The sequence below is a fragment of the Citrobacter telavivensis genome, assembly GCA_009363175.1.
Lineage (GTDB): Bacteria > Pseudomonadota > Gammaproteobacteria > Enterobacterales > Enterobacteriaceae > Citrobacter_A > Citrobacter_A telavivensis.
Map to the genome: position 1 here is coordinate 3,395,232 of CP045205.1, position 23,864 is coordinate 3,419,095.

The 23,864-nt window shown below is 53.9% G+C and carries 20 protein-coding genes and 1 other RNA gene; 18 read left to right on the top strand and 3 right to left on the bottom strand.

From position 1 onward, the window contains the following. Positions 1 to 98 precede the first annotated feature (98 nt). The 10 genes from ydiK to GBC03_18535 all read left to right on the top strand — a co-directional run bounded on the left by ydiK (position 99) and on the right by GBC03_18535 (position 10,505). The gene (ydiK, locus tag GBC03_18490) at positions 99 to 1,211 is read left to right on the top strand and encodes an AI-2E family transporter YdiK (protein QFS72057.1); all 1,113 of its coding nucleotides are present in this window, start codon (positions 99 to 101) and stop codon (positions 1,209 to 1,211) included. A 186-nt stretch (positions 1,212 to 1,397) separates the two neighbouring features. Then, positions 1,398 to 1,505: antisense sRNA RprA (gene rprA / locus GBC03_18495), an RNA gene on the top strand. Positions 1,506 to 1,656: 151 nt separating this feature from the next. Then, the gene (locus GBC03_18500) at positions 1,657 to 2,013 is read left to right on the top strand and encodes a DUF1870 family protein (protein QFS74054.1); all 357 of its coding nucleotides are present in this window, start codon (positions 1,657 to 1,659) and stop codon (positions 2,011 to 2,013) included. Positions 2,014 to 2,142: 129 nt separating this feature from the next. After that, positions 2,143 to 3,360: an MFS transporter gene (locus tag GBC03_18505; GenBank protein ID QFS72058.1), complete on the top strand. Its 1,218-nt coding sequence runs from the start codon at positions 2,143 to 2,145 to the stop codon at positions 3,358 to 3,360. Positions 3,361 to 3,606: 246 nt separating this feature from the next. Continuing rightward, on the top strand, positions 3,607 to 4,851 hold the full coding sequence (locus tag GBC03_18510) for an MFS transporter (GenBank protein ID QFS72059.1): 1,245 nt from the start codon (positions 3,607 to 3,609) through the stop codon (positions 4,849 to 4,851). A gap of 174 nt (positions 4,852 to 5,025) precedes the next feature. Beyond that, positions 5,026 to 5,949 (top strand): IS5 family transposase, encoded by a 924-nt coding sequence (locus GBC03_18515; GenBank protein QFS72060.1) that lies wholly within the window; start codon positions 5,026 to 5,028, stop codon positions 5,947 to 5,949. A 63-nt stretch (positions 5,950 to 6,012) separates the two neighbouring features. Next, complete coding sequence (ydiB, locus tag GBC03_18520; GenBank protein ID QFS72061.1) at positions 6,013 to 6,807, top strand: quinate/shikimate dehydrogenase; 795 nt, start codon at positions 6,013 to 6,015, stop codon at positions 6,805 to 6,807. A gap of 33 nt (positions 6,808 to 6,840) precedes the next feature. Continuing rightward, a complete protein-coding gene (gene aroD, locus GBC03_18525) occupies positions 6,841 to 7,599 on the top strand; it encodes a type I 3-dehydroquinate dehydratase (protein ID QFS72062.1) in 759 nt (252 codons plus the stop codon). Positions 7,600 to 7,744: 145 nt separating this feature from the next. Beyond that, positions 7,745 to 9,340, top strand: coding sequence for an acetate CoA-transferase YdiF (locus GBC03_18530; GenBank protein ID QFS72063.1), 1,596 nt, complete (start codon positions 7,745 to 7,747; stop codon positions 9,338 to 9,340). A 13-nt stretch (positions 9,341 to 9,353) separates the two neighbouring features. Further along, positions 9,354 to 10,505: an acyl-CoA dehydrogenase gene (locus GBC03_18535; GenBank protein ID QFS74055.1), complete on the top strand. Its 1,152-nt coding sequence runs from the start codon at positions 9,354 to 9,356 to the stop codon at positions 10,503 to 10,505. A gap of 85 nt (positions 10,506 to 10,590) precedes the next feature. On the opposite strand, the gene GBC03_18540 is transcribed toward GBC03_18535, so the two are convergent. Further along, complete coding sequence (locus GBC03_18540; GenBank protein ID QFS72064.1) at positions 10,591 to 11,481, bottom strand: helix-turn-helix domain-containing protein; 891 nt, start codon at positions 11,479 to 11,481, stop codon at positions 10,591 to 10,593. A 328-nt stretch (positions 11,482 to 11,809) separates the two neighbouring features. On the opposite strand from GBC03_18540, the gene GBC03_18545 reads away from it, so the two are divergent. The 5 genes from GBC03_18545 to GBC03_18565 all read left to right on the top strand — a co-directional run bounded on the left by GBC03_18545 (position 11,810) and on the right by GBC03_18565 (position 16,884). After that, a complete protein-coding gene (locus GBC03_18545) occupies positions 11,810 to 12,577 on the top strand; it encodes an electron transfer flavoprotein (GenBank protein QFS72065.1) in 768 nt (255 codons plus the stop codon). Between the two features lie 20 nt (positions 12,578 to 12,597). Further along, a complete protein-coding gene (locus tag GBC03_18550; protein ID QFS72066.1) occupies positions 12,598 to 13,533 on the top strand; it encodes an electron transfer flavoprotein subunit alpha in 936 nt (311 codons plus the stop codon). Positions 13,534 to 13,589: 56 nt separating this feature from the next. Further along, positions 13,590 to 14,879 carry an FAD-dependent oxidoreductase gene (locus tag GBC03_18555; GenBank protein ID QFS72067.1) on the top strand — a complete coding sequence of 430 codons (1,290 nt, stop codon included), beginning with the start codon at positions 13,590 to 13,592 and terminating at the stop codon, positions 14,877 to 14,879. After that, the gene (locus GBC03_18560; GenBank protein ID QFS72068.1) at positions 14,876 to 15,169 is read left to right on the top strand and encodes a ferredoxin family protein; all 294 of its coding nucleotides are present in this window, start codon (positions 14,876 to 14,878) and stop codon (positions 15,167 to 15,169) included. The genes GBC03_18555 and GBC03_18560 overlap by 4 nt, the downstream gene beginning before the upstream one ends. Positions 15,170 to 15,255: 86 nt before the next feature. Next, complete coding sequence (locus GBC03_18565; GenBank protein QFS72069.1) at positions 15,256 to 16,884, top strand: medium-chain fatty-acid--CoA ligase; 1,629 nt, start codon at positions 15,256 to 15,258, stop codon at positions 16,882 to 16,884. A 419-nt stretch (positions 16,885 to 17,303) separates the two neighbouring features. Here GBC03_18565 and ppsA read toward each other — a convergent pair whose 3' ends face one another. Further along, positions 17,304 to 19,682 (bottom strand): phosphoenolpyruvate synthase, encoded by a 2,379-nt coding sequence (gene ppsA, locus GBC03_18570; GenBank protein QFS72070.1) that lies wholly within the window; start codon positions 19,680 to 19,682, stop codon positions 17,304 to 17,306. 333 nt (positions 19,683 to 20,015) lie between these two features. On the opposite strand from ppsA, the gene ppsR reads away from it, so the two are divergent. The 3 genes from ppsR to hemP all read left to right on the top strand — a co-directional run bounded on the left by ppsR (position 20,016) and on the right by hemP (position 22,378). Then, positions 20,016 to 20,849, top strand: coding sequence for a posphoenolpyruvate synthetase regulatory kinase/phosphorylase PpsR (ppsR, locus tag GBC03_18575; protein QFS72071.1), 834 nt, complete (start codon positions 20,016 to 20,018; stop codon positions 20,847 to 20,849). Between the two features lie 156 nt (positions 20,850 to 21,005). Then, on the top strand, positions 21,006 to 22,052 hold the full coding sequence (gene aroH / locus GBC03_18580; protein QFS72072.1) for a 3-deoxy-7-phosphoheptulonate synthase AroH: 1,047 nt from the start codon (positions 21,006 to 21,008) through the stop codon (positions 22,050 to 22,052). Between the two features lie 143 nt (positions 22,053 to 22,195). Beyond that, on the top strand, positions 22,196 to 22,378 hold the full coding sequence (gene hemP, locus GBC03_18585; protein ID QFS72073.1) for a hemin uptake protein HemP: 183 nt from the start codon (positions 22,196 to 22,198) through the stop codon (positions 22,376 to 22,378). A 4-nt stretch (positions 22,379 to 22,382) separates the two neighbouring features. Here hemP and GBC03_18590 read toward each other — a convergent pair whose 3' ends face one another. After that, complete coding sequence (locus GBC03_18590; protein QFS72074.1) at positions 22,383 to 23,825, bottom strand: YdiU family protein; 1,443 nt, start codon at positions 23,823 to 23,825, stop codon at positions 22,383 to 22,385. Positions 23,826 to 23,864: the final 39 nt, after the last annotated feature.

Below are 23,864 nucleotides of genomic sequence, written 5' to 3' on the forward strand. Positions count from 1 at the left end.
CCTGTCAAAAACCGCTGAAATTGCTCATCATTATGAGACGTGTTTCACACGGTCGTGTCGCGTCAACGATCTGACGCACTACATAGGTGAAAGAGTTTATGGTCAATATTCGTCAGCCCAGGGATATCGCACAAGTGCTGCTGTCGGTGCTGTTTTTAGCCATCATGATTGTGGCGTGTCTCTGGATTGTTCAACCTTTTATTCTGGGCTTTGCCTGGGCCGGGACTATCGTCATTGCGACCTGGCCGGTTTTACTGCGCCTGCAAAAATTACTCTGGGGGCGGCGTTCGCTGGCGGTTCTGGTGATGACGCTCTTATTAGTGCTGTTGTTTGTGATCCCGATTGCGCTGCTGGTCAACAGTCTCGTTGATGGCAGCGGCCCTCTGATTCACGCCATCACAAGCGGTGATATGACGCTACCGGATCTGGCCTGGCTGAACAGCATTCCACTGGTCGGCGCGAAACTGTATGCCGGCTGGCATAACCTGCTGGATATGGGGGGGACGGCGATCATGGCGAAGGTCCGTCCGTACATTGGCACCACGACCACCTGGTTTGTCGGTCAGGCCGCTCACATCGGTCGCTTTATGATGCACTGTGGCCTGATGCTCTTATTCAGCGCCCTGCTGTACTGGCGCGGTGAGACGGTGGCGATGGGTATTCGTCATTTTGCCTACCGTCTGGCCGCAAAACGTGGCGACGCGGCGATGCTGCTGGCCGCACAGGCAATCCGCGCGGTGGCGCTGGGTGTGGTCGTCACAGCGCTGGTGCAAGCGGTGCTGGGCGGCATCGGTCTGGCCGTTTCCGGCGTACCTTACGCCACACTGCTCTCCGTGGTGATGATCCTCTCCTGCCTGGTACAACTGGGGCCGTTACCGGTTCTGATTCCAGCCATTATCTGGCTTTACTGGACTGGCGATACCACCTGGGGAAGCGTGCTGCTGGCGTGGAGTTGCGTGGTCGGGACACTGGATAACGTGATTCGCCCGATGCTTATCCGTATGGGTGCAGATTTGCCGCTGATCCTGATCCTCTCTGGCGTTATTGGCGGCCTGATTGCGTTTGGCATGATTGGTCTGTTTATCGGTCCGGTACTGCTGGCCGTTTCCTGGCGACTGTTCTCGGCCTGGGTCAACGAAGCGCCTGTGCCGGGCAGCAAACCAGAGGAACTTCTCGAGGAACTGAGCGAAATCGAAGGCCTTAAAAAATAACACGATAGCAGGCGACTCCGGTCGCCTGATTGTTTAATCTCGCTAATCAATCACGTACTTCTGCTTATCTGTAGCGCCTGTTACCGCTTCGTCATCCCTGATTTGTGTCGCAAATTCTTTACAGTTTTTAAACTATTGAGACGAATCTGATCGACGCTAAAACGCCCGATACCCTACTATTAGGTCACGGTTATAGATCAAGACATTGATTTATAAGTATGGAAATCCCCTGAGTGAAACAACGAATTGCTGTGTGTAGTCTTTGCCCATCTCCCACGATGGGCTTTTTTTTATCCTGAAATCGCCTCCGTCACTTGCCTGCAAGTAATATTCACAGACCGATAACAAAGAATATTGCACAAGATATTGTGACTCTCTTCATGCCGAAATCTGTTTAATAGTGTTATTTATGCCTTATTGTTTTTTAATATGGGGTCATTCAATGATGAACGCTTATGAACTACAGGCATTACGTCAAGTTTATGCAATGACCATTGAAGAGTGCGTGTCATGGATTGCGCCAGATTATAATGTCACCAACTGGCAGCAGTGGGAAAATGGCGAATGTGAACTGCCTCCCGCGATTGTTGCAACACTACTGGAAATGCGCAGAAAAAGAAAACTACGTATTAATGCCATTATAGAGAAGATAAACAATCGCATTGGCAATAATACCATGCGTTTCTTTTCTGATTTAACCGATTTCCAGTCAGTCTACCGTGATGGCACTTTTCTTGACTGGAAAATTTATCAATCCGTTGCTGCCGAACTCTATGCCCACGACCTGGAACGATTGTGTTAGACCACATATTTCCTGCCACCGGCGATTCATACTAAGAAACGTTAAATAAACAGATCGATTGTACTTTTAAGGCACGGGTATTTAACCCGTACCAGGGAAAATCATTAGCAATTTCGCTGAGCAGGCATCATGAAAAATCACTATTTCCCCACCGCGATGGGGCTGTATCTCAATTACCTGGTGCATGGCATGGGAGTCATCCTGATGAGTCTCAACATGGCATCGCTCGAACAACAGTGGCAGACAAATGCCGCAGGTGTGTCTGTCGTTATCTCCTCATTAGGGATCGGGCGCTTAAGCGTCCTGTTTTGCGCCGGATTGCTATCCGACCGGTTTGGTCGCAGACCCTTTATTATTCTGGGGATGCTCTGCTATGTGACGTTCTTTTTCGGTATTCTGACGACCCATAACATCATCATCGCTTATGCGTTCGGGGTCCTCGCCGGCATGGCGAACAGTTTTCTGGACGCGGGCACCTATCCCAGTCTGATGGAGGCCTTCCCTTCTTCGCCGAGCACCGCCAACATCCTGATTAAGGCCTTTGTCTCCGGTGGGCAGTTTTTACTCCCCATCATCATCAGTCTGCTGGTCTGGGCGGAACTGTGGTTTGGCTGGTCATTTATCGTTGCCGCCGCGATCATGTTGATTAACGGCCTGTTTTTACTTCGCTGCTCTTTTCCCCCGCATCCTGGGCGCCGCGTCGCGCCGGTCGCACCGGTACACGAACAGCGCCCGGCAGAAAAACATCGTTGCGCATTTATCGATCTGGCCAGCTATACCCTGTATGGCTATATCTCGATGGCCACGTTTTATCTCATCAGCCAGTGGCTGGCGCAATACGGTCAGTTTGTCGCCGGAATGTCGTATACGCTGTCGATAAAATTGCTGAGCATTTATACCTGCGGTTCGCTGCTTTGCGTATTGATTACCGCCCCGCTGGTACGCAAAACGGTACGTTCAACCACCTTACTGATGCTGTACACCTTCGTCTCATTTATCGCCCTGTTGACGGTGTGCCTGCATCCCACGGTGTATGTTGTGATTGTCTTTGCTTTTGTGATCGGCTTTTCGTCAGCCGGAGGGGTGGTACAGATAGGCCTGACCCTGATGGCAGCCCGCTTCCCGCATGCCAAAGGGAAAGCCACCGGCATTTATTACAGTGCAGGCAGCATTGCGACTTTCACGATCCCGCTGGTGACGGCCCATCTTTCACAAAGAAGCATCGCCGATATTATGTGGTTTGATACCGGCATTGCCGCCATGGGTTTCCTGTTGGCGCTGTTTATCGGCTACCGCAGCCGTCTCGAAACAAAACGCCAGTTGATGATATCGCCTTTAGCGGAATAAGGCTGAATCCGTCGTAAGCAATATTGTTATCGCTGACTGCAATATAATTTGTATAACGTCAATAACATCAGCAAAACGTCGCAGGAGAAGTGGGCTTTCACACTTTCATCTGCAATATACCTGGTAATGAAAACGTCATGTTATGTAGTTCATGCCGTTGCACAGCCGTATATTAATAAAAAATCGCCGGATATAAAAATGCCGACGAAAACAGAATTAAATTAACCGGCAAGGAGCGTTGAAAAAATGTCACAGAATAAGGCCTTCAGTACGCCATTTTTCCTGGCGGTCATCTGTATTTATCTCAGCTATTTTCTCCACGGCATTAGCGTCATTACGCTGGCGCAAAATATGACTTCCCTCGCCGCTAAGTTTTCTACCGACAGCGCGGGGATCGCCTATTTAATTTCCGGTATCGGGCTGGGGCGTCTGGTCAGTATTCTGTTTTTTGGCGTCCTGTCGGATAAATTTGGTCGTCGGGCAATCATTCTGCTGGGCGCCGCGCTCTATATTCTCTTTTTCTTCGGTATTCCTGCCAGTCCCAACCTGATGGTGGCCTTTGTGCTCGCCGTATGCGTTGGCGTCGCTAACTCTGCACTGGACACCGGAGGCTATCCGGCGCTGATGGAGTGTTTCCCGAAAGCGTCAGGTTCGGCGGTGATCCTGGTCAAGGCAATGGTCTCCTTCGGGCAGATGCTCTATCCGATGCTGGTCGGCTATATGCTGCTCAACAACATCTGGTACGGCTATGGTGTGATCATTCCTGGCGTTCTGTTTGTGCTGATTACCCTGATGCTGCTGCGCAGTAAATTCCCTGGCCAACTGGTGGATGCCAGCGTCGCCAAAGAGTTGCCGCAGATGAACAGCAAACCGCTGGTCTGGCTGGAAGGCGTGGCTTCTGTCATGTTTGGCGTAGCGGCGTTTTCCACCTTCTATGTCATCGTGGTCTGGATGCCGAAATACGCTATGGCCTTCGCCGGAATGGAAGAAGCGGATGCGCTGAAAACCATCACCTGGTATAGCCTGGGCTCGCTGGTTTGCGTCTTTATCTTTGCCGCGCTGCTGAAAAAAATGGTTCGCCCCATCTGGGCTAACGTCTTTAACGCCGGTCTGGCGACCGTGACCGCCGCTGTCATTTATCTCTGGCCGTCTCCGCTGGTGTGTAACGTGGGCGCGTTTGCGATTGGTTTCTCCGCAGCGGGGGGGATTTTACAACTGGGCGTGTCGGTAATGTCGGAATTCTTTCCGAAAAGCAAAGCCAAAGTCACCAGCGTTTATATGATGATGGGCGGCCTCGCGAATTTTGTTATTCCGTTGATTACTGGCTACCTCTCCACCATCGGCCTGCAATACATCATTTTACTGGACTTCGTTTTTGCCCTGCTGGCCTTCATCACCGGCATTATCGTATTTATTCGCTATTACCGGGTCTTCAATATTCCGCAGAACGATATCCGTCTGGGCGAACGTTATTTTTCAACAAAAAGTTAAGCGACAATTTAAGGAGTCATGTTATGGATGTAACCGCGAAATATGAACTGATCGGCTTGATGGCTTACCCTATCAGACACAGTCTGTCACCTGAAATGGCTTTGTTGAATAAATCGAACTTTTGCTGAGTTGAAGGATCAGATCACGCATCTTCCCGACAACGCAGACCGTTCCGTGGCAAAGCAAAAGTTCAAAATCACCAACTGGCCCACCTACAATAAAGCCCTCATCAACCGTGGCTCCATAACTTTCTGGCTGGATGATGAAGCTATTCAGGCCTGGTATGAGTCGGCAGCGCCTTCTTCACGAGGCAGACCTCAGCGCTATTCTGACCTTGCCATCACGACTGTGCTGGTCATTAAACGCGTATTCAGGCTGACCCTGCGCGCTGCGCAGGGCTTTATTGATTCCATTTTTTCTCTGATGAACGTTCCGCTACGCTGCCCGGATTACAGCTGTGTCAGCAGGCGGGCAAAGTCGGTTAATGTCAGTTTCAAAACGCCCACCCGGGGTGAAATCGCACACCTGGTAATTGATTCCACCGGGCTGAAGGTCTTCGGTGAAGGCGAGTGGAAAGTCAAAAAGCATGGCCAGGAACGCCGCCGTATCTGGCGTAAGCTGCATCTCGCCGTTGACAGTAAAACACATGAAATCATCTGCGCTGACCTGTCGCTGAACAACGTTACGGACTCAGAGGCCTTCCCCGGGTTAATCCGGCAAACCCACCGGAAAATCAGGTCAGCCGCCGCCGATGGCGCTTACGATACCCGGCTATGTCACGATGAACTGCGGCATAAGAAAATCAGCGCGCTTATCCCTCCCCGAAAAGGTGCGGGTTACTGGCCCGGTGAATATGCAGACCGTAACCGTGCAGTGGCTAATCAGCGAATGACCGGGAGTAATGCGCGGTGGAAATGGACAACAGATTACAACCGTCGCTCGATAGCGGAAACGGCGATGTACCGGGTAAAACAGCTGTTCGGGGGTTCACTGACGCTGCGTGACTACGATGGTCAGGTTGCGGAGGCTATGGCCCTGGTACGAGCGCTGAACAAAATGACGAAAGCAGGTATGCCTGAAAGCGTGCGTATTGCCTGAAAACACAACCCGCTACGGGGGAGACTTACCCGAAATCTGATTTATTCAACAAAGCCACCTGAAATGCAAAATAAGGCGCTAGAGAAAGCCGGATTGCCGTTTACCTATATGGCCTTTGAGGTCGACAACAGCACCTTCGCAGGCGCCATCGAAGGGCTGAAAGCGTTAAAAATGCGCGGTACCGGCGTATCGATGCCCAATAAGCAGTTGGCCTGTGAGTTCGTTGATGAACTGACTCCGGCGGCGAAACTGGTGGGCGCCATTAATACCATCGTCAATGATGACGGTTATCTGCGCGGTTACAACACCGATGGCACGGGCCACATTCGCGCGATTAAAGAGAGCGGTTTCGATATCAGGGGTAAAACCATGGTATTACTGGGTGCCGGTGGTGCATCCACTGCCATCGGCGCGCAGGCGGCCATTGAGGGGATCAAAGAGATTAAACTCTTTAACCGTAATGATGAGTTCTTCCAGAAAGCGCTGGATTTCGCCAAACGAGTGAATGAAAACACGGACTGCGTGGTGACAGTGACAGATCTTGCCGACCAGCAGGCCTTCGCAGACGCGCTGGCGACGGCGGATATCCTGACCAACGGCACCAAAGTCGGCATGAAGCCACTGGATAATGAATCTATCGTCAGCGACGTGAGTCTGCTACGTCCGGAACTGCTGGTCACGGAATGTGTCTACAACCCGCATATGACGAAGTTACTGCAGCAGGCGCAACAAGCCGGTTGCAAAACAATCGATGGTTACGGCATGTTGTTGTGGCAAGGTGCTGAACAGTTCAAACTGTGGACCGGTAAAGATTTCCCGCTGGAATATGTAAAACAGGTAATGGGGTTTGCGGCCTGACGGCCAGGAACTAAGACTGATAAAAGGTATTAAATGAAAACCGTAACCGTAAATAACCTCGTGGTTGGCGAAGGGGCTCCAAAAATAATCGTCTCGCTGATGGGTAAAGATCTCGCCAGCGTCCGCTCAGAAGCGCGGGCCTATCGCGACGCGGATTTCGACATTCTGGAATGGCGCGTTGACCATTTTGCCGATGTCGCCTCTGCCGATGCCGTGCTGGAGGCTATCCGCGCGATCCGTGCCGAGATGCCTAAAACTCCCCTGCTGTTTACCTTCCGCAGCGCGAATGAAGGGGGTGAGCAGGCTATTTCGACTGACGCCTATCTCGCGCTGAATCGCGCGGCTGTCGACAGCGGTCTGGTCGATATTATCGATCTCGAACTGTTTACCGGTGATGAGCAGGTCAAGGCGACGGTTGACTATGCGCACAGCAAAAACGTCAAGGTCATCATGTCCAACCATGATTTCCACAAGACCCCAGCAGAAGAAGAGATCGTGGCGCGACTGCGCAAAATGCAGGAACTCGGTGCCGATATTCCGAAGATAGCCCTGATGCCACAGAGCCATAGCGATGTTCTGACGCTGCTTTCCGCCACGCTGAAAATGCAGGAGCAGTACGCCGACCGTCCGGTTATCACCATGTCGATGTCAAAAACCGGTGTGATTTCGCGCCTGGCGGGTGAAGTCTTCGGGTCAGCGGCAACCTTTGGTGCGGTTAAAAAAGCCTCCGCGCCCGGACAAATATCCGTTAGCGACCTGCGCACGGTATTAACGATTTTACATCAGGCTTAATGCACTAAATAAAGGCGGGAAGAATATCCTCCCGCCATAAAATATAAATTTCACCCCATAGTGAATATTTCACATAAATATTCAGCGGATGCCTACGCCTGAACACCAGCGATGTACGGTTTCTGCCGGGTACCCAGGAGTTAATATGAAACCTGAAAGACCACCCCGCGTGAATGGTCGCGTGCCTGTGCTCTCGGCCCAGGACGCGGTTAATTATATTAAAGATGAAGATGTGCTGTGTATATTAGGTGCAGGTGGCGGTATTCTGGAAGCCACCACCTTAATTACCGCATTAGCCGATAAATATAAACAGACGCAAACGCCGCGTAATTTATCGATTATCAGTCCGACCGGTCTGGGCGATCGCGCCGATCGCGGAATCAGCCCGCTGGCCCAGGAAGGGCTGGTGAAATGGGCCCTGTGCGGACACTGGGGGCAGTCGCCGCGTATTTCGGACTTAGCGGAACAGAACAAAATTGCCGCCTATAACTATCCGCAGGGCGTACTGACCCAGGCGCTGCGCGCTTCTGCCGCTCATCAGCCGGGGATCCTCAGCGATATTGGGATCGGTACTTTTGTTGACCCACGCCAACAGGGTGGCAAGCTCAATGAGGTCACCAAAGAGGACCTCATCAAACTGGTGGAGATTGATAACAAAGAATATCTCTACTACAAAGCGATTGCGCCCACCGTGGCGTTTATCCGCGCCACAACCTGCGACAGCGAAGGCTACGCCTCGTTTGAAGATGAGGTGATGTACCTCGACGCGCTCGTGCTGGCTCAGGCGGTACATAACCACGGCGGCATCGTGATGATGCAGGTGCAGAAGATGGTCAAAAAAGCCACGCTGCATCCCAAATCCGTGCGTATCCCCGGCTATCTGGTGGATATCGTGGTCGTTGACCCGGATCAGACGCAACTGTACGGCGGCGCGCCGGTGAACCGTTTTATCTCGGGCGATTTCACCCTCGACGACAGCACTCAACTCTCCCTGCCCCTCAACCAGCGCAAACTGGTCGCTCGCCGCGCGCTGTATGAGATGCGTAAAGGCGCGGTGGGTAACGTCGGCGTCGGCATCGCGGATGGCATTGGGCTGGTGGCCCGGGAAGAAGGCTGTGCGGATGACTTTGTGCTGACCGTCGAAACCGGCCCCGTTGGCGGCATCACCTCACAGGGCGTCGCCTTCGGCGCGAACGTCAACACTCGCGCCATTCTTGATATGACCTCGCAGTTTGACTTCTACCACGGCGGAGGACTGGACGTTTGCTATCTGAGCTTTGCGGAAGTCGACCGTCATGGCAACGTCGGGGTACATAAATTCAACGGCAAAATCATGGGTACCGGCGGTTTTATCGATATTAGCGCCACCTCGAAGAAAATTGTTTTCTGCGGCACGTTAACCGCCGGCAGTCTGAAAACAGAGGTTGCCGACGGTAAATTAACCATCGTCCAGGAAGGCCGGGTGAATAAATTCATCAGCGAACTGCCGGAAATCACCTTCAGCGGAAAAATCGCGCTCGAGCGCGGACTGGACGTGCGCTATATCACCGAGCGCGCGGTATTTACGCTGAAAGAGGACGGTCTGCATCTTATTGAGATTGCCCCAGGGGTGGATCTGGAACGCGATATTCTGGCCAAAATGGATTTCGCACCGGTTATTTCGCCGAACCTGAAACTGATGGATGAAAGATTATTTATCGACGCCACCATGGGTTTTGAACTGCCGGAAGCGGCTAATTAAAAGGAGTACGATGATGGACTTTTCTTTAACCGAAGAGCAAGAGCTGCTGCTTGCCAGTATTCGAGAACTGATCACCAGCAATTTTCCGGAAGAGTATTTCCGTACCTGCGATCAGACGGCGACCTACCCCAGAGAGTTTATGCGCGCGCTGGCCGACAACGGTATTTCTATGCTGGGCGTACCGGAAGAGTTCGGCGGCATTCCGGCAGACTACGTGACGCAAATGCTGGCCCTGATGGAAGTGTCAAAATGTGGCGCCCCGGCCTTTTTGATCACCAACGGCCAGTGTATTCACAGCATGCGCCGCTTTGGTTCGCCAGAGCAACTGCGCAAAACAGCGGAAAGCACACTGGAAACCGGCGATCCGGCCTATGCGCTGGCGTTAACCGAGCCGGGTGCGGGTTCTGATAACAACAGCGCCACGACCAGCTACACGCGCAAAGACGGCAAGGTTTATCTGAACGGTCAGAAGACGTTTATTACGGGCGCAAAAGAGTACCCGTATATGCTGGTGCTGGCGCGCGACCCGGAGCCGAAAGATCCGAAGAAAGCCTTTACCCTCTGGTGGGTGGAGTCCAATAAGCCGGGGATCAAAATCAACCCGCTGCACAAAATCGGCTGGCATATGCTCAGCACGTGTGAAGTCTATCTCGACAACGTTGAGGTGGATGAAAGCGACATGGTGGGCGAAGAAGGCATGGGCTTTCTCAACGTGATGTACAACTTTGAGATGGAACGACTGATCAACGCTGCGCGCAGTACCGGTTTTGCCGAATGCGCCTTTGAGGATGCCGCGCGTTATGCCAACCAGCGCATTGCGTTTGGTAAACCGATTGGACACAACCAGATGATCCAGGAAAAACTGGCGCTAATGGCTATCAAAATCGACAATATGCGCAATATGGTGCTGAAGGTGGCATGGCAGGCCGATCAGGAGCAGTCGCTGCGTACCAGTGCCGCCCTGGCGAAACTGTACTGCGCCCGGACGGCAATGGAAGTGATTGACGATGCAATCCAGATTATGGGCGGGCTGGGTTATACCGACGAAGCGCGCGTCTCCCGATTCTGGCGCGATGTACGTTGTGAGCGTATTGGCGGCGGGACGGATGAGATCATGATTTATGTCGCAGGTCGGCAGATCCTGAAGGATTATCAGAACAAGTAAACGCCAGGCCGGATACGGTGCTTGCACCGCTATCCGGCGGTTCGTTCGCTAACCGATATTTGCTAACCGATAATGGAATAAAAACTCAGGCGTCAGACAACAGGCAGGCCTGCTCTGCCAGATTGTTTTTAAACTGTTTACGGTAATCGCCTGGCGAACAGCCAACGTGGCGCAGAAACAGCTTCGCGAAGTGGTCGACATTCTCGTACCCAACGCGCCAGGAAATTTCGGCCTGTGAATAATCGGTATTGGTTAGCGCAAATTTCGCTTCGGTCATCCGCCGCTGAATCACATAATTGATCGGCGAAATATGGTACTCGCGGGTAAATTCGTGGCAAATATAGCTGACGCTGGCACGAAATTTTTTTGATAACTGCTCAAGCGTAATTTTCTCCCGATAATTATTATTGAGGTAGACCAGAATATCTTTAATCAGAACATCTTTTTTAATATGGCCCTGTTCCGAACGATAAGCATTTTTAAAGTTTTCGTAAAAGAGAACCGTCAACGCATAGGCAAATGCATCGCACACAGACGACGTCAGCCCATTTTTACTTTGCGGCAGCATCACGCTGAGTTCATTAAAAATACTTTTGATCACCTCTTTACCCTGGCCGACGGCAACCACCGGACAGGAATGCGATTGCAGCAGTTGGTTCTCTTCCCAGTCCTGAAAGCAAAAGCCGTACAGCGCGCAGGTGTAGGTAGTGGCAGGCGCGTTCACATCCGACGTCACGGCATGCAGTCGCCCCCGCTCCACGACGACGATATCATCCTCGTGGGCCACATAAAGTGAAGAATCGATAATTAATCTGACAATGCCTTTTTTAACGTAAATCAGCTCCGTCTCATTATCATGGACATGATGACCAGACTCCCATCGGGGATCATCACTAATGACAAATCGGGAAAATCGCGGGGTCTTACCCTGGTCAAAAAGGCTTTCCATTGCATTATCAAAGCAGCGTTGATACATGACAACCTCCACAAGCAGATAGTAATCCTGAACAATATAATAGGGATAAAATAAAGCGAGTACGGCGGTTATACAACTGCATTTAGTGAGGGCAAAACAAGATTATTTCTCTCACCTGCAAGATAATACGTTTAATTCTCGCAAATTATTTTCTGCTCAATTCTTTTGCATGAGCGATCGCACTTTTTTTGCAAGATACCTGGTAACGAAAACAGATTGCTCCGTCGATAAAAAGCCACCGTCTGTCGCACACTAATTCCAGCCAATTTTCACTTTCCGCCGGGGTGGCCTGACCGTCACTGTCGGTATGCGACTCACAGGAGATGCCATGAAAATAATAACCTGCTTTAAGCTGGTACCTGAAGAACAGGACATTGTTGTTACACCCGAGCAAGCGCTCAGCTTTGACAATGCGGACACCAAAATCAGCCAGTTCGACCTCAACGCTATCGAGGCCGCAACGCAGCTGGCCACAGAAGCGGAAGATGAGATCGCTGCGCTGACGGTGGGCGGTTCATTATTGCAGAACTCGAAAGTGCGTAAGGATGTGCTCTCCCGCGGGCCACACGCACTGTACCTGATGCAGGATGCACAGCTGGAACACGCGCTGCCAAAAGATACTGCGCAGGCCATCGCCGCCACGGTGGAAAAAATCGGTTTCGATCTGATCCTGTTCGGCGAAGGCTCTGGCGACCTTTACGCACAACAGGTTGGCCTGCTGGTCGGTGAGATCCTGCAACTCCCGACCATTAACGCCGTCAGCCGCCTCCAGCGTCAGGGCGATAAGCTGGTTGTTGAACGCACGCTCGAAGAGGACGTTGAAGTGATCGAGCTGTCGCTTCCTGCGGTTCTCTGCGTCACATCGGATATTAACGCCCCGCGCATCCCCTCCATGAAGGCCATTCTTGGCGCCGGGAAAAAGCCGGTGCACACGTGGCAGGCCAGTGATATCGGCTGGAGCCAGGGCGCACCACGGGCAGAGCTGGTCGCCATTACCGTACCGCCGCAAACGGCACGTAAGCACATCATTCTGGATAACGATTCGCCGGAAGCCATCGCCGAACTGGCTGAACACCTGAAAAAAGCCCTGAACTGAGCCCAACGGAGAACACAATCATGAGTCAATTAACCCACGTCTGGGTATTTAGCGATAACGTTGAACGCTATGCGGAACTGATGGCCTGCGCGCGTCAGTGGGGTCAGCAGGTTTACGCCATTGTTCAGGGTTCCGAACAGGCGGCACGCGTTAAGCCGCTCGGTGCTGACGGTATCATCGTGCTGGAGAAGACGTCTGAACTGCAGCGAATTGAAAACTACGCCGAAACGCTGGCCGCGCCGATCCGGGAAAAAGGCAACGGGCTGCTGCTGATGGCGGCAACTAAACGCTGCAAAGCGCTAGGCGCGCGTCTGAGTATTCAACTCGATGCGGCGTTGGTGAACGATGCGACGGCGGTGAGCGTCGACGAAAACGCGCTATTTGCCGAGCATCGTATGTATGGCGGACTGGCGTTTGGCAAAGTAAAACTGAACAGCCCGCTGGCCATTATCACCCTCGCGCCAGGCATACTGGAGCCGGTCGCGGCAAATCCCGCGCATGACTGCCCGGTAGTCACCGCCGAATGGGTTGCCCCGCAACAGGAGATCCTGTGTCAGGAACGACGCGCCAAATCACTCAGCAGCGTTGATCTGAGCAAAGCAAAACGTGTGGTGGGCGTGGGTCGCGGTCTGGCGGCGCAGGACGACCTCAGCATGGTGCGCGAACTGGCCGCAGTGCTGGGCGCGGAAGTGGGCTGTTCACGTCCGATCGCCGAAGGGGAAAACTGGATGGAGCGCGAGCGTTATATCGGCGTTTCCGGCGTGCTGCTGAAGTCTGAACTGTATCTGACGCTGGGCATCTCCGGGCAGATCCAGCATATGGTTGGCGGCAATGGCGCCAAAGTGATTGTCGCCGTGAATAAAGATAAGAACGCGCCAATCTTCAACTATGCCGATTACGGACTGGTGGGCGATATCTACAAAGTGGTCCCTGCCCTGATCGCGCAGCTGCGCTAACTCTCACCTTTACCCACATCTCCCGCTGTGCAAACGGCGGGAAGGGAGCTTTAAGCATGTCGGATGAAAAATTTGATGCCATCGTCGTCGGTGCTGGCGTAGCGGGAACGGTGGCGGCATACATCATGGCGAAAGCCGGACTCGATGTTCTGGTCATCGAGCGCGGCAACAGCGCGGGCAGTAAAAATATGACCGGGGGTCGCCTCTACGCCCACGTGATCGAGCGCATTATGCCCGGTTTTGCCCAACAGGCACCCGTTGAACGTAAAGTCACCCGCGAGAAAATCTCGTTTATGACGCAGGAAAGCGCGACCACGCTGGACTACCATCGCGAACAGGCGGATGTCCCTGGTCAGGCGTCATACACCGTGTTGCGCAACCGCCTCGATCCGTGGCTGATGGAGCAAGCTGAAGCGGCTGGCGCGCAGTTTATTCCCGGTGTGCGCGTGGACGCGCTGATTCGTGAAGGCAACCAGGTGACGGGCGTACAGGCCGGCGATGACATTCTCGAAGCCAACGTGGTGATCCTCGCCGATGGCGTCAATTCGATGCTGGGCCGTTCGCTGGGCATGGTCCCTGCTTCCTCGGCACACCATTACGCCGTCGGCGTGAAAGAGCTGATTGGTCTCTCCCCGGAGCAAATCAATGACCGCTTTAACCTGTCCGGAAATGAAGGTGCGGCCTGGCTGTTCGCCGGCTCCCCGTCAAACGGCCTGATGGGCGGAGGATTCCTCTATACCAATCGCGACTCCGTTTCCCTCGGCCTGGTATGCGGACTGGGCGACATGGCCCATGCACAGAAAAGCGTACCGCAGATGCTGGAAGATTTTAAACAGCATCCCACCGTTCGTCCGTTAATTCAGGGCGGCAAGCTGCTGGAATACTCGGCGCATATGGTACCGGAAGGCGGACTGGCGATGGTGCCGGAACTGGTGGGTGACGGCGTGATGATTGTCGGCGATGCCGCAGGCTTTTGTCTGAACCTCGGTTTCACGGTGCGCGGAATGGATTTAGCCATCGCCTCTGCCGAAGCGGCGGCGCACGCAGCGATTGTGGCAAAAGCGCGCCAGGACTTCTCTGCCCGCACGCTGGCGGAATACAAAAGCGAACTGGAGAAAGGGTGCGTCATGCGTGATATGCAGCATTTTCGCAAGATGCCGGCGCTGATGGAGAATCCCCGCCTGTTCACCCAGTATCCGCGCATGGTGGCAGACATCATGAGCGACATGTTCACTATCGATGGCCGCCCGAATCAGCCGATGCGCAAAATGATCCTGTCGCATGCAAAACAGGTCGGTCTGATGAATCTGCTGAAGGATGGCATTAAGGGAGTCACGGCACTATGAGTCAGGACAATCGCGTTAACGTCGACGTCAAGCTTGGCGTCAATAAATTCCATGTTGATGAAGGACACCCGCACATCATTCTGGCGGCTAACCCGGACAGTAAAGAGTTTCAAAAATTGCTGAACGCCTGCCCCGCCGGACTCTATAAACAGGATGAGGCGGGTACGATTCACTTTGATTCTGCGGGCTGTCTGGAGTGCGGAACCTGCCGGGTACTGTGCGGTGAGACGATCCTCGAAAAATGGGAGTACCCCGCAGGCACCTTTGGCGTCGATTTCCGCTACGGCTGATGGGTACAACTGCCGGATAGTGATGCCTGGCGTCTTATCCGGCCTGCGAACACCTCACTACCCACTTGATTTACCGGGAACCTCCGATGAGTGTCACATTAACGTTTGACGCCGGGCGGCGGGACGCATACCGCAAGCTTGGCTTTTGGGGCGATGCCTCGCTGGGAGACTACTGGCAGCAAACCGCGCGCAGCGTGCCGGAAAAAATTGCCGTCGTGGATAACCACGGTACCGCATTCACCTATACCGCCCTCGACCATGCGGCAAGCTGTCTGGCAAGCTGGATGCTGGCGAACGGCATTCAGTCCGGCGACCGCGTCGCCTTTCAGCTTCCCGGCTGGTGCGAATTTACCGTTATCTATCTCGCCTGCCTGAAAATCGGCGCAGTATCCGTTCCCCTTCTGCCCGCCTGGCGCGAAGCCGAACTGGTATGGGTGCTGAACAAGTGTCAGGCGAAACTGTTTTTCGCCCCGACCGTGTTTAAACAGACGCGTCCGGTCGATTTGATCTTGCCTCTGCAAAATCAGCTGCCGCATCTGCAACACGTTATCGGCGTCGATAAACTGGCACCGGCCACCACCTCACTCGCCCTCAGCCAGATAGTAGCGGACAGCGCGCCGCTTGCCCGTCACATTCCGGTTCACGGTGACGAACTGGCCGCCGTGTTGTTTACCTCTGGCACCGAGGGAGTACCGAAAGGGGTCATGCTCAGCCACAACAATATTCTCGCCAGCGAGCGGGCCTACTGCGCCCGTCTGAATCTGACCTGGCTGGACGTCTTTCTGATGCCGGCGCCGCTGGGACACGCCACCGGTTTTTTACACGGCGTGACGGCACCGTTTCTGATCGGCGCGCGCAGCGTGCTGCTGGATATTTTTACCCCAACGGCCTGTCTTGATCTGCTGGAACAGCAGCGCTGCACCTGCGTGTTAGGGGCTACACCGTTTGTTTACGATCTGTTGTGTACCGTTGAACAGCAGCCCGCCGACCTCTCTTCGCTGCGTTTCTTTTTGTGCGGCGGCACCACCATTCCCAGGCGCATTGCCCGCGACTGTCAGCAGCGCGGCATTAAGCTGCTCAGCGTCTACGGCTCGACGGAAAGCTCGCCACATGCGGTAGTGAACCTTGACGATCCGCCCTCCCGCATGATGAATACCGACGGCTATGCGGCGGCAGGGGTGGAGATCAAGATTGTTGATGAAGCGCGTAACACGGTTCCGCCCGGCGTTGAAGGTGAAGAGGCATCACGCGGGCCGAACGTGTTTATGGGCTATCTCGATGAGCCAGAGCTAACCGCCCGGGCGCTGGATAGCGAAGGCTGGTACTACAGCGGCGATCTCTGTCGGATGGACGAGGCGGGCTATATCAAGGTCACCGGGCGCAAGAAAGATATCATTGTCCGGGGCGGCGAAAACATCAGCAGTCGCGAGGTGGAAGACATTCTGTTACAGCATCCCCGTATTCACGATGCCTGCGTGGTTGCCATGCCGGATGAGCGTTTAGGTGAGCGTTCCTGTGCCTACATCGTACTGAAAGCGCCGCATCATTCTCTGTCGCTGGAAGAGGTTGTTGCCTTCTTTAGCCGTAAACGTGTGGCGAAGTATAAGTATCCGGAGCACATCGTGGTGGTTGAAAAGTTGCCCAGAACGGCATCCGGGAAGATCCAGAAGTTCCTGTTACGCCAGGATATCATTCAGCGGTTAGCGTCGGAATGACGTGAGGTACAAATTGCCGGATGACGGCGTACCGCCTTATCCGGCCTACAGGGGCATTGTGGGTGTATGTATTGCCGGATGACGGCGTATCGCCATCCGGCCTACAGGGACATTGCGGGTGTATGTATTGCCGGATGACGGCGTACAGGGGCATTGCGGGTGTATGTATTACCGGATGACGGCGTATCGCCATCCGGCCTACAGGGACATTGCGGGTGTATGTATTACCGGATGACGGCGTACCGCCTTATCCGGCCTACAGGGGCATTGTGGGTGTATGTATTACCGGATGACGGCGCATCGCCATCCGGCCTACAGGGCATTGCGGGTGTATGTATTGCCGGATGACGGCGTATCGCCATCCGGCCTACAGGGGAATCGCTGTAGGCCTGATAAGCGTAGCGCCATCAGGCATTACCTTACTTCTTCAGTTCAGCCAGGCTCAGCCAGGTCTGGACAACGGTATCCGGGTTCAGCGACAGGCTGTCGATTCCCTCTTCCATCAGCCAGGCGGCAAAGTCTTCGTGGTCAGACGGACCCTGACCGCAAATCCCGACGTATTTACCCTGTTTCTTCGCTGCGCGAATCGCCATCGACAGCAGTGCTTTTACCGCGTCGTTACGCTCATCAAACAGTTCGGATACCACGCCGGAGTCACGATCCAGACCCAGCGCCAGCTGCGTCATGTCGTTAGAACCGATCGAGAAGCCGTCGAAGTATTGCAGGAACTGTTCAGCCAGCAGGGCGTTGGACGGGATCTCACACATCATGATGATCTTCAGCCCATTCTCACCGCGTTTCAGCCCCTGACGCGCCAGCTCTTCCACAACCGCTTTTGCCTGCTCAACGGTACGCACGAATGGGATCATGATTTCGACGTTAGTCAGCCCCATGTCATTACGCACGCGTTTCACCGCGTCGCATTCCAGCGCGAAGCAATCACGGAAGCTGTCCGACACGTAGCGGCCCGCACCACGGAAGCCCAGCATTGGGTTCTCTTCATGCGGCTCGTAGCGCTCACCGCCGACCAGGTTCGCGTATTCGTTAGACTTAAAGTCAGACAGACGCACGATCACCCGTTTCGGCCAGAATGCCGCACCGAGGGTGGCAATCCCTTCCGTCAGGCGCCCCACATAAAATTCACGCGGAGAATCAAAGCCTTTCATCATCTCGCGGATGTCGTTCTGCAGTTTGGCATCCTGGGAGTCAAACTCCAGCAGCGCACGCGGGTGCACGCCAATCATACGGTTGATGATAAATTCCAGACGCGCCAGACCAACGCCTTCGTTAGGCAGACAGGCGAAGTCAAATGCCCTGTCCGGGTTACCGACGTTCATCATCACCTTCAGCGGCAGATCCGGCATGGTATCGACGCTGGAGCTCTTAACGCTGAAATCGAGCAGGTCGGCGTACACGTAGCCCGTGTCACCTTCTGCGCAGGAAACGGTGACCTTCTCGTCATCCTTCATACGCTCAGTGGCATCGCCACATCCCACCACCGCTGGAATACCCAGTTCACGCGCGATAATGGCCGCGTGACAGGTACGACCGCCGCGGTTAGTGACAATCGCCGCCGCTTTTTTCATGATCGGTTCCCAGTCCGGGTCGGTCATGTCGGTGACCAGCACGTCGCCAGGCTCAATGCGGTTCATCTCGCTGATGTCCTGAATGACTTTTACCGGACCCGCACCGATGCGGTGGCCGATGGCACGCCCTTCCGCAATGATTTTGCCCTGCGCATGCAGCGTGTAACGCTCCATCACCTGACCGCGAGAACGCACGGTTTCCGGACGCGCCTGTACGATGAACAGCTTGCCGGTGTGACCGTCTTTCGCCCACTCGATGTCCATCGGACGACCGTAGTGTTTCTCTATCTGCACCGCCTGCTTCGCCAGTTCCTGCACTTCGTCGTTGGTCAGAGAGAAAATGTCGCGGCTTTCCTGCGGCACATCTTCAATGGTGACCTGTTTGCCGTGCTCCTGAGTTGGTGCGTAGACCATGCGGATTTTTTTCGAGCCCATCGTGCGACGCACAATAGACGGACGATTGGCTGCCAGGGTCGGTTTGTGGACGTAGAACTCATCCGGGTTCACCGCGCCCTGCACCACCATCTCACCCAGACCCCATGCCGAGGTGATGAACACCACCTGGTCAAAGCCGGATTCGGTATCGATGGAGAACATCACGCCGGATGAAGCCAGATCGGAACGCACCATCCGCTGAACGCCCGCAGAGAGCGCCACGCCGCGGTGGTCATAGCCCTGGTGAACACGATAGGAGATCGCGCGGTCGTTAAACAGCGACGCGAACACGTGCTTCACGGCGACCAGTACGGCGTCAAAGCCCTGGACGTTGAGGAAGGTTTCCTGCTGACCGGCAAAAGAGGCGTCCGGCATATCTTCCGCCGTTGCAGAAGAACGCACGGCGAAAGACGCATGCTGATCGTCCGCAGAGAGTTGCGCGTAGGCATCGCGGATGGCATTTTCCAGCTCAGGCTGGAAAGGAGTGTCGATAATCCACTGGCGGATCTGTGCGCCTGCCTTCGCTAATGCGGTGACATCATCAATATCCGTCTGATCCAGCAGTTCATAGATGCGCTGGTTTACGCCGCTTTGGTCCAGAAACTGGTTGAACGCATCGGCGGTTGTGGCAAAACCATTCGGTACCGATACACCCATACCGGAAAGGTTAGTAATCATTTCACCCAGGGAGGCATTTTTGCCCCCAACTCTGTCTACATCATTCATGCCGAGTTGGTTATACCAAAGCACCAGCGGTGACGAGCCATTGTTGGACATCGAACAATCCTTTTGTGATAAATGAACGAGTTTAGGAAAAGCTTAATTACGTATTTATCTTTGCATATTTAACCCGCTTAAAAAAACGGTGAATCGTTCAAGCAAATATATTTTTTATTTTTTCGGACAGTTTACCCATTTGCGCAAACCCACGAGTGGCGGGCGATCCCCACAAAATGTGTCGGTATAAACATCTGTTCCAGAAAATGAAATGTACTTTTCATAAAATATAAAAATACCATTTCATTTTTAAAATGAGCGTTATTTTCTACGCTTCAGAGTAATTTTAATTTATGCTTTCAGAGAATTATGACTGACTTCCAGGGTGTGAAAATGGATAATGCTGTAGATCGTCACGTATTTTATATTTCCGATGGTACGGCAATTACCGCTGAAGTATTGGGCCATGCGGTGATGTCGCAGTTCCCCGTCACTATCAGCAGTATCACGCTACCGTTTGTCGAAAATGAGAACCGTGCCCGTGCCGTTAAGGACCAGATCGACGCCATTTTTCAACAAACCGGCGTGCGTCCACTGGTGTTCTATTCGATTGTATTGCCGGAAATCCGCTCCATCATCCTGCAAAGCGAAGGCTTCTGTCAGGATATCGTGCAGGCGCTGATCACTCCGCTGCAACACGAAATGAAACTCTACCCCACACCGATTGCCCACCGGACTCACGGGCTGAATCCGGGTAACCTGATCAAGTATGATGCGCGGATCGCCGCCATCGATTACACCCTGGCCCACGATGATGGCATTTCGTTGCGCAACCTCGACCAGGCGCAGGTGATTTTGTTGGGCGTCTCGCGCTGCGGCAAAACGCCCACCAGTCTCTACCTGGCGATGCAGTTTGGCATCCGCGCGGCGAACTATCCCTTTATTGCCGACGACATGGACAATCTGGTTCTGCCCGCGTCGTTAAAACCCCTACAACATAAACTGTTTGGTCTGACGATTGACCCTGAGCGTCTGGCGGCCATTCGCGAAGAACGCCGGGAAAACAGCCGCTACGCGTCCCTGCGCCAGTGCCGTATGGAAGTGGCTGAAGTCGAGGCGCTCTATCGTAAAAACCAGATCCCATGGTTGAACAGTACTAACTATTCGGTTGAGGAGATTGCCACTAAAATCCTCGACATCATGGGACTAAGTCGACGCATGTACTAACAAACTAGTTCGTGAGTTCTGTTTTTTTGTTATCATACCGTTCTGTCGCGAGGTGTGATCCACCTCGCACTTGAAATCAGCAGGGATTGGTTTAAGGTTGTGCCCATCACTTCCCGGTACCTCTGCCGTAGAAGCCACAAATTTCTGAGAATTGTCATGAACAGAACCGATGAACTGCGTACCGCGCGTATAGACAGTCTGGTTACGCCCGCTGAACTTGCGCAACGGCATCCTGTGTCGTCCGCCGTCGCCAGCCACGTCACCGACTCCCGACGCCGGATAGAAAGAATACTGAATGGCGAAGACCGCCGTTTGCTGGTCATTGTGGGACCGTGCTCCATTCACGATCTTGACGCCGCTCTGGAGTACGCCACGCGTTTACAGGCGCTGCGTACTCAGCACCAGGCGCGCCTGGAAATCGTCATGCGCACCTATTTTGAAAAGCCACGCACTGTCGTCGGCTGGAAAGGTCTCATTTCCGATCCGGACCTCAATGGCAGCTATCGCGTGAACCACGGTATTGAACTGGCGCGCAAACTGCTGTTGCAGGTCAATGAACTGGGCATCCCGACCGCCACGGAATTTCTCGATATGGTGACCGGGCAATTTATTGCCGATCTGATCAGTTGGGGCGCCATTGGCGCGCGAACCACCGAAAGCCAGATCCACCGCGAAATGGCCTCGGCACTCTCCTGCCCGGTCGGCTTTAAAAACGGCACCGACGGAAATACCCGTATCGCCGTTGACGCGATCCGCGCCTCCCGCGCCAGTCATATGTTCCTCTCGCCTGATAAGACCGGTCAGATGACCATTTATCAGACCAGCGGTAACCCCTATGGCCATATCATTATGCGTGGCGGCAAAAAGCCAAACTACCATGCTGAAGATATTGCGGCGGCCTGCAGTACGCTGCATGAATTTGATCTGCCTGAACATCTGGTCGTTGATTTCAGCCACGGCAACTGCCAGAAACAGCATCGTCGTCAGTTGGATGTCTGTGATGATATTTGCCAGCAGATCCGTAACGGATCGACGGCCATCGCCGGTATTATGGCGGAAAGTTTTCTGCGTGAAGGTACGCAGAAAATCGTCAGCGGACAGCCGCTGGTCTACGGTCAGTCGGTAACCGATCCTTGCCTTAACTGGGAAGACACTGAACTGCTGCTGAGCAAGCTGGCCTGCGCGGTTGACAGTCGTTTCTGACCGCTCGCCCATCCTTTCGGGGATGGGCAATTCTTCTCCCCTTTTCGCAAACTACCACATTTAATACTTGTTGTTGTCGCGCACATTATTGATAATAAAAATCATTGTGACATTAATTATTATTAATCAGCCGTGATACCCGTATGGATAACATTGAAGCACCCCGTCTTAAGGAACAAGAAAACGCGGTTCCCCCGCCTGCGCCCATCCGCAAGATCAGCAGTCAGAAACTGTTAGGTGATGACGGTAAGGTAATTATCGATCACGACGGTCAGGAGTACCTGCTGCGTCGAACGCAGGCAGGTAAACTCTTGCTGACCAAGTAGAACATCAGCTTGAACAGCTGACTTCCAGACGCTTTCCCCAGTCCGGCGGACGATGGCTGTAATCATCATCGCGCTCGCGGAAAGGCTCCCGCAGTACGGCGTGCAAGCGATGCAGTTCGCTCATATCGCCTTTTTCCGCCGCTTCAATAGCTCGTTGCGCCAGCCAGTTACGTAGCACCACGGACGGATTGGCGCTTTGCATCAGCGACTGGCGCGTCGCATCGGCGACTTCATCGCGCTGTAAACGCGTTCTGTAGCGCGAGAACCAGTCGTCAAATGCGGCACGGTCGATAAATTCATCGCGCAAGGGCGATGCGCTGCTCTGCTGTTCGGTGACGCTCAGCATGCGGAAGGTGCGGGTGTAGTCACTGCGCTCGCGGGCCATCAGGCTGAACAATTCGTTCAGCAGTTCGTTGTCATCCCTTTGTTCGGTCATGAAGCCCAGTTTCTGCCGCATCCGCTGACCGTAGCGCGTCAATAGCGCCGCCTGGTAGCCGTCGAGGGCATCATTCAGCGCCTCAACCGGGATAAAGGGCGACAGGCTTTGCGCGAGTCGCTGTAGATTCCACAGACCCACCGCAGGTTGATTATCGAAACTGTAGCGCCCCTGATGGTCTGAATGGTTACAAATGAACCCCGGCTCATAATCATCCAGAAAACCAAACGGACCGTAGTCCATCGTCAGTCCAAGAATCGACATGTTATCGGTGTTCATCACCCCGTGCGCAAAACCTACGGTTTGCCAGTCGGCTATCAGTGACGCGGTCCGCGCGACCACGTCGCGAAACCAGAGAATGTACTTATCGGCTTCCTGCTGGAGGTGCGGCCAGTAATGGCGAATCGCGAAATCCGCCAGTTGCTGAACGTTTTCCGGTTCGCGGCGATAATAGAAATGCTCAAAATGGCCGAATCGCATGTGGCTTTGCGCCAGTCGCATCAGCATCGCCCCCGCCTCCACCGTTTCACGGTAAACCGGCGTTTCGCTGGTGACAATCGCCAGCGCCCGGGTTGTCGGTATCCCCAGATAGTGCATCGCTTCACTGGCGAGGCTTTCACGGAGAGTGGAGCGCAATACCGCACGACCATCCCCCATGCGCGAATACGGCGTCAAACCCGCGCCTTTCAGATGCCAGTCCATCGTGCTGCCATCGGCAAGCAACTGCTCACCCAGCAAGATGCCACGCCCGTCGCCCAGTTGGCCCGCCCAGACGCCAAACTGATGACCGCTATAGACCTGCGCCAGCGGAGACATTCCCGCTAGCAGTGTCTCACCGCCCCAGACCCCCGCCGGGCCGTCAGGATGAAAAAGCGAGTCGGGGATACCCAGTTGTTCGGCAAGCGCATCATTGTGCCAAATCAGCCGTGACTTATTCAGCGGCGTTGGCGACAGTGCGGTAAATGTTGCTGGCAGTTCATCGCGCCAGCGGGCTGTAAAAGACAGGGTCATAGGGCCTCCTGCCTGTAGTGTAGACGGTTAATACCGGCA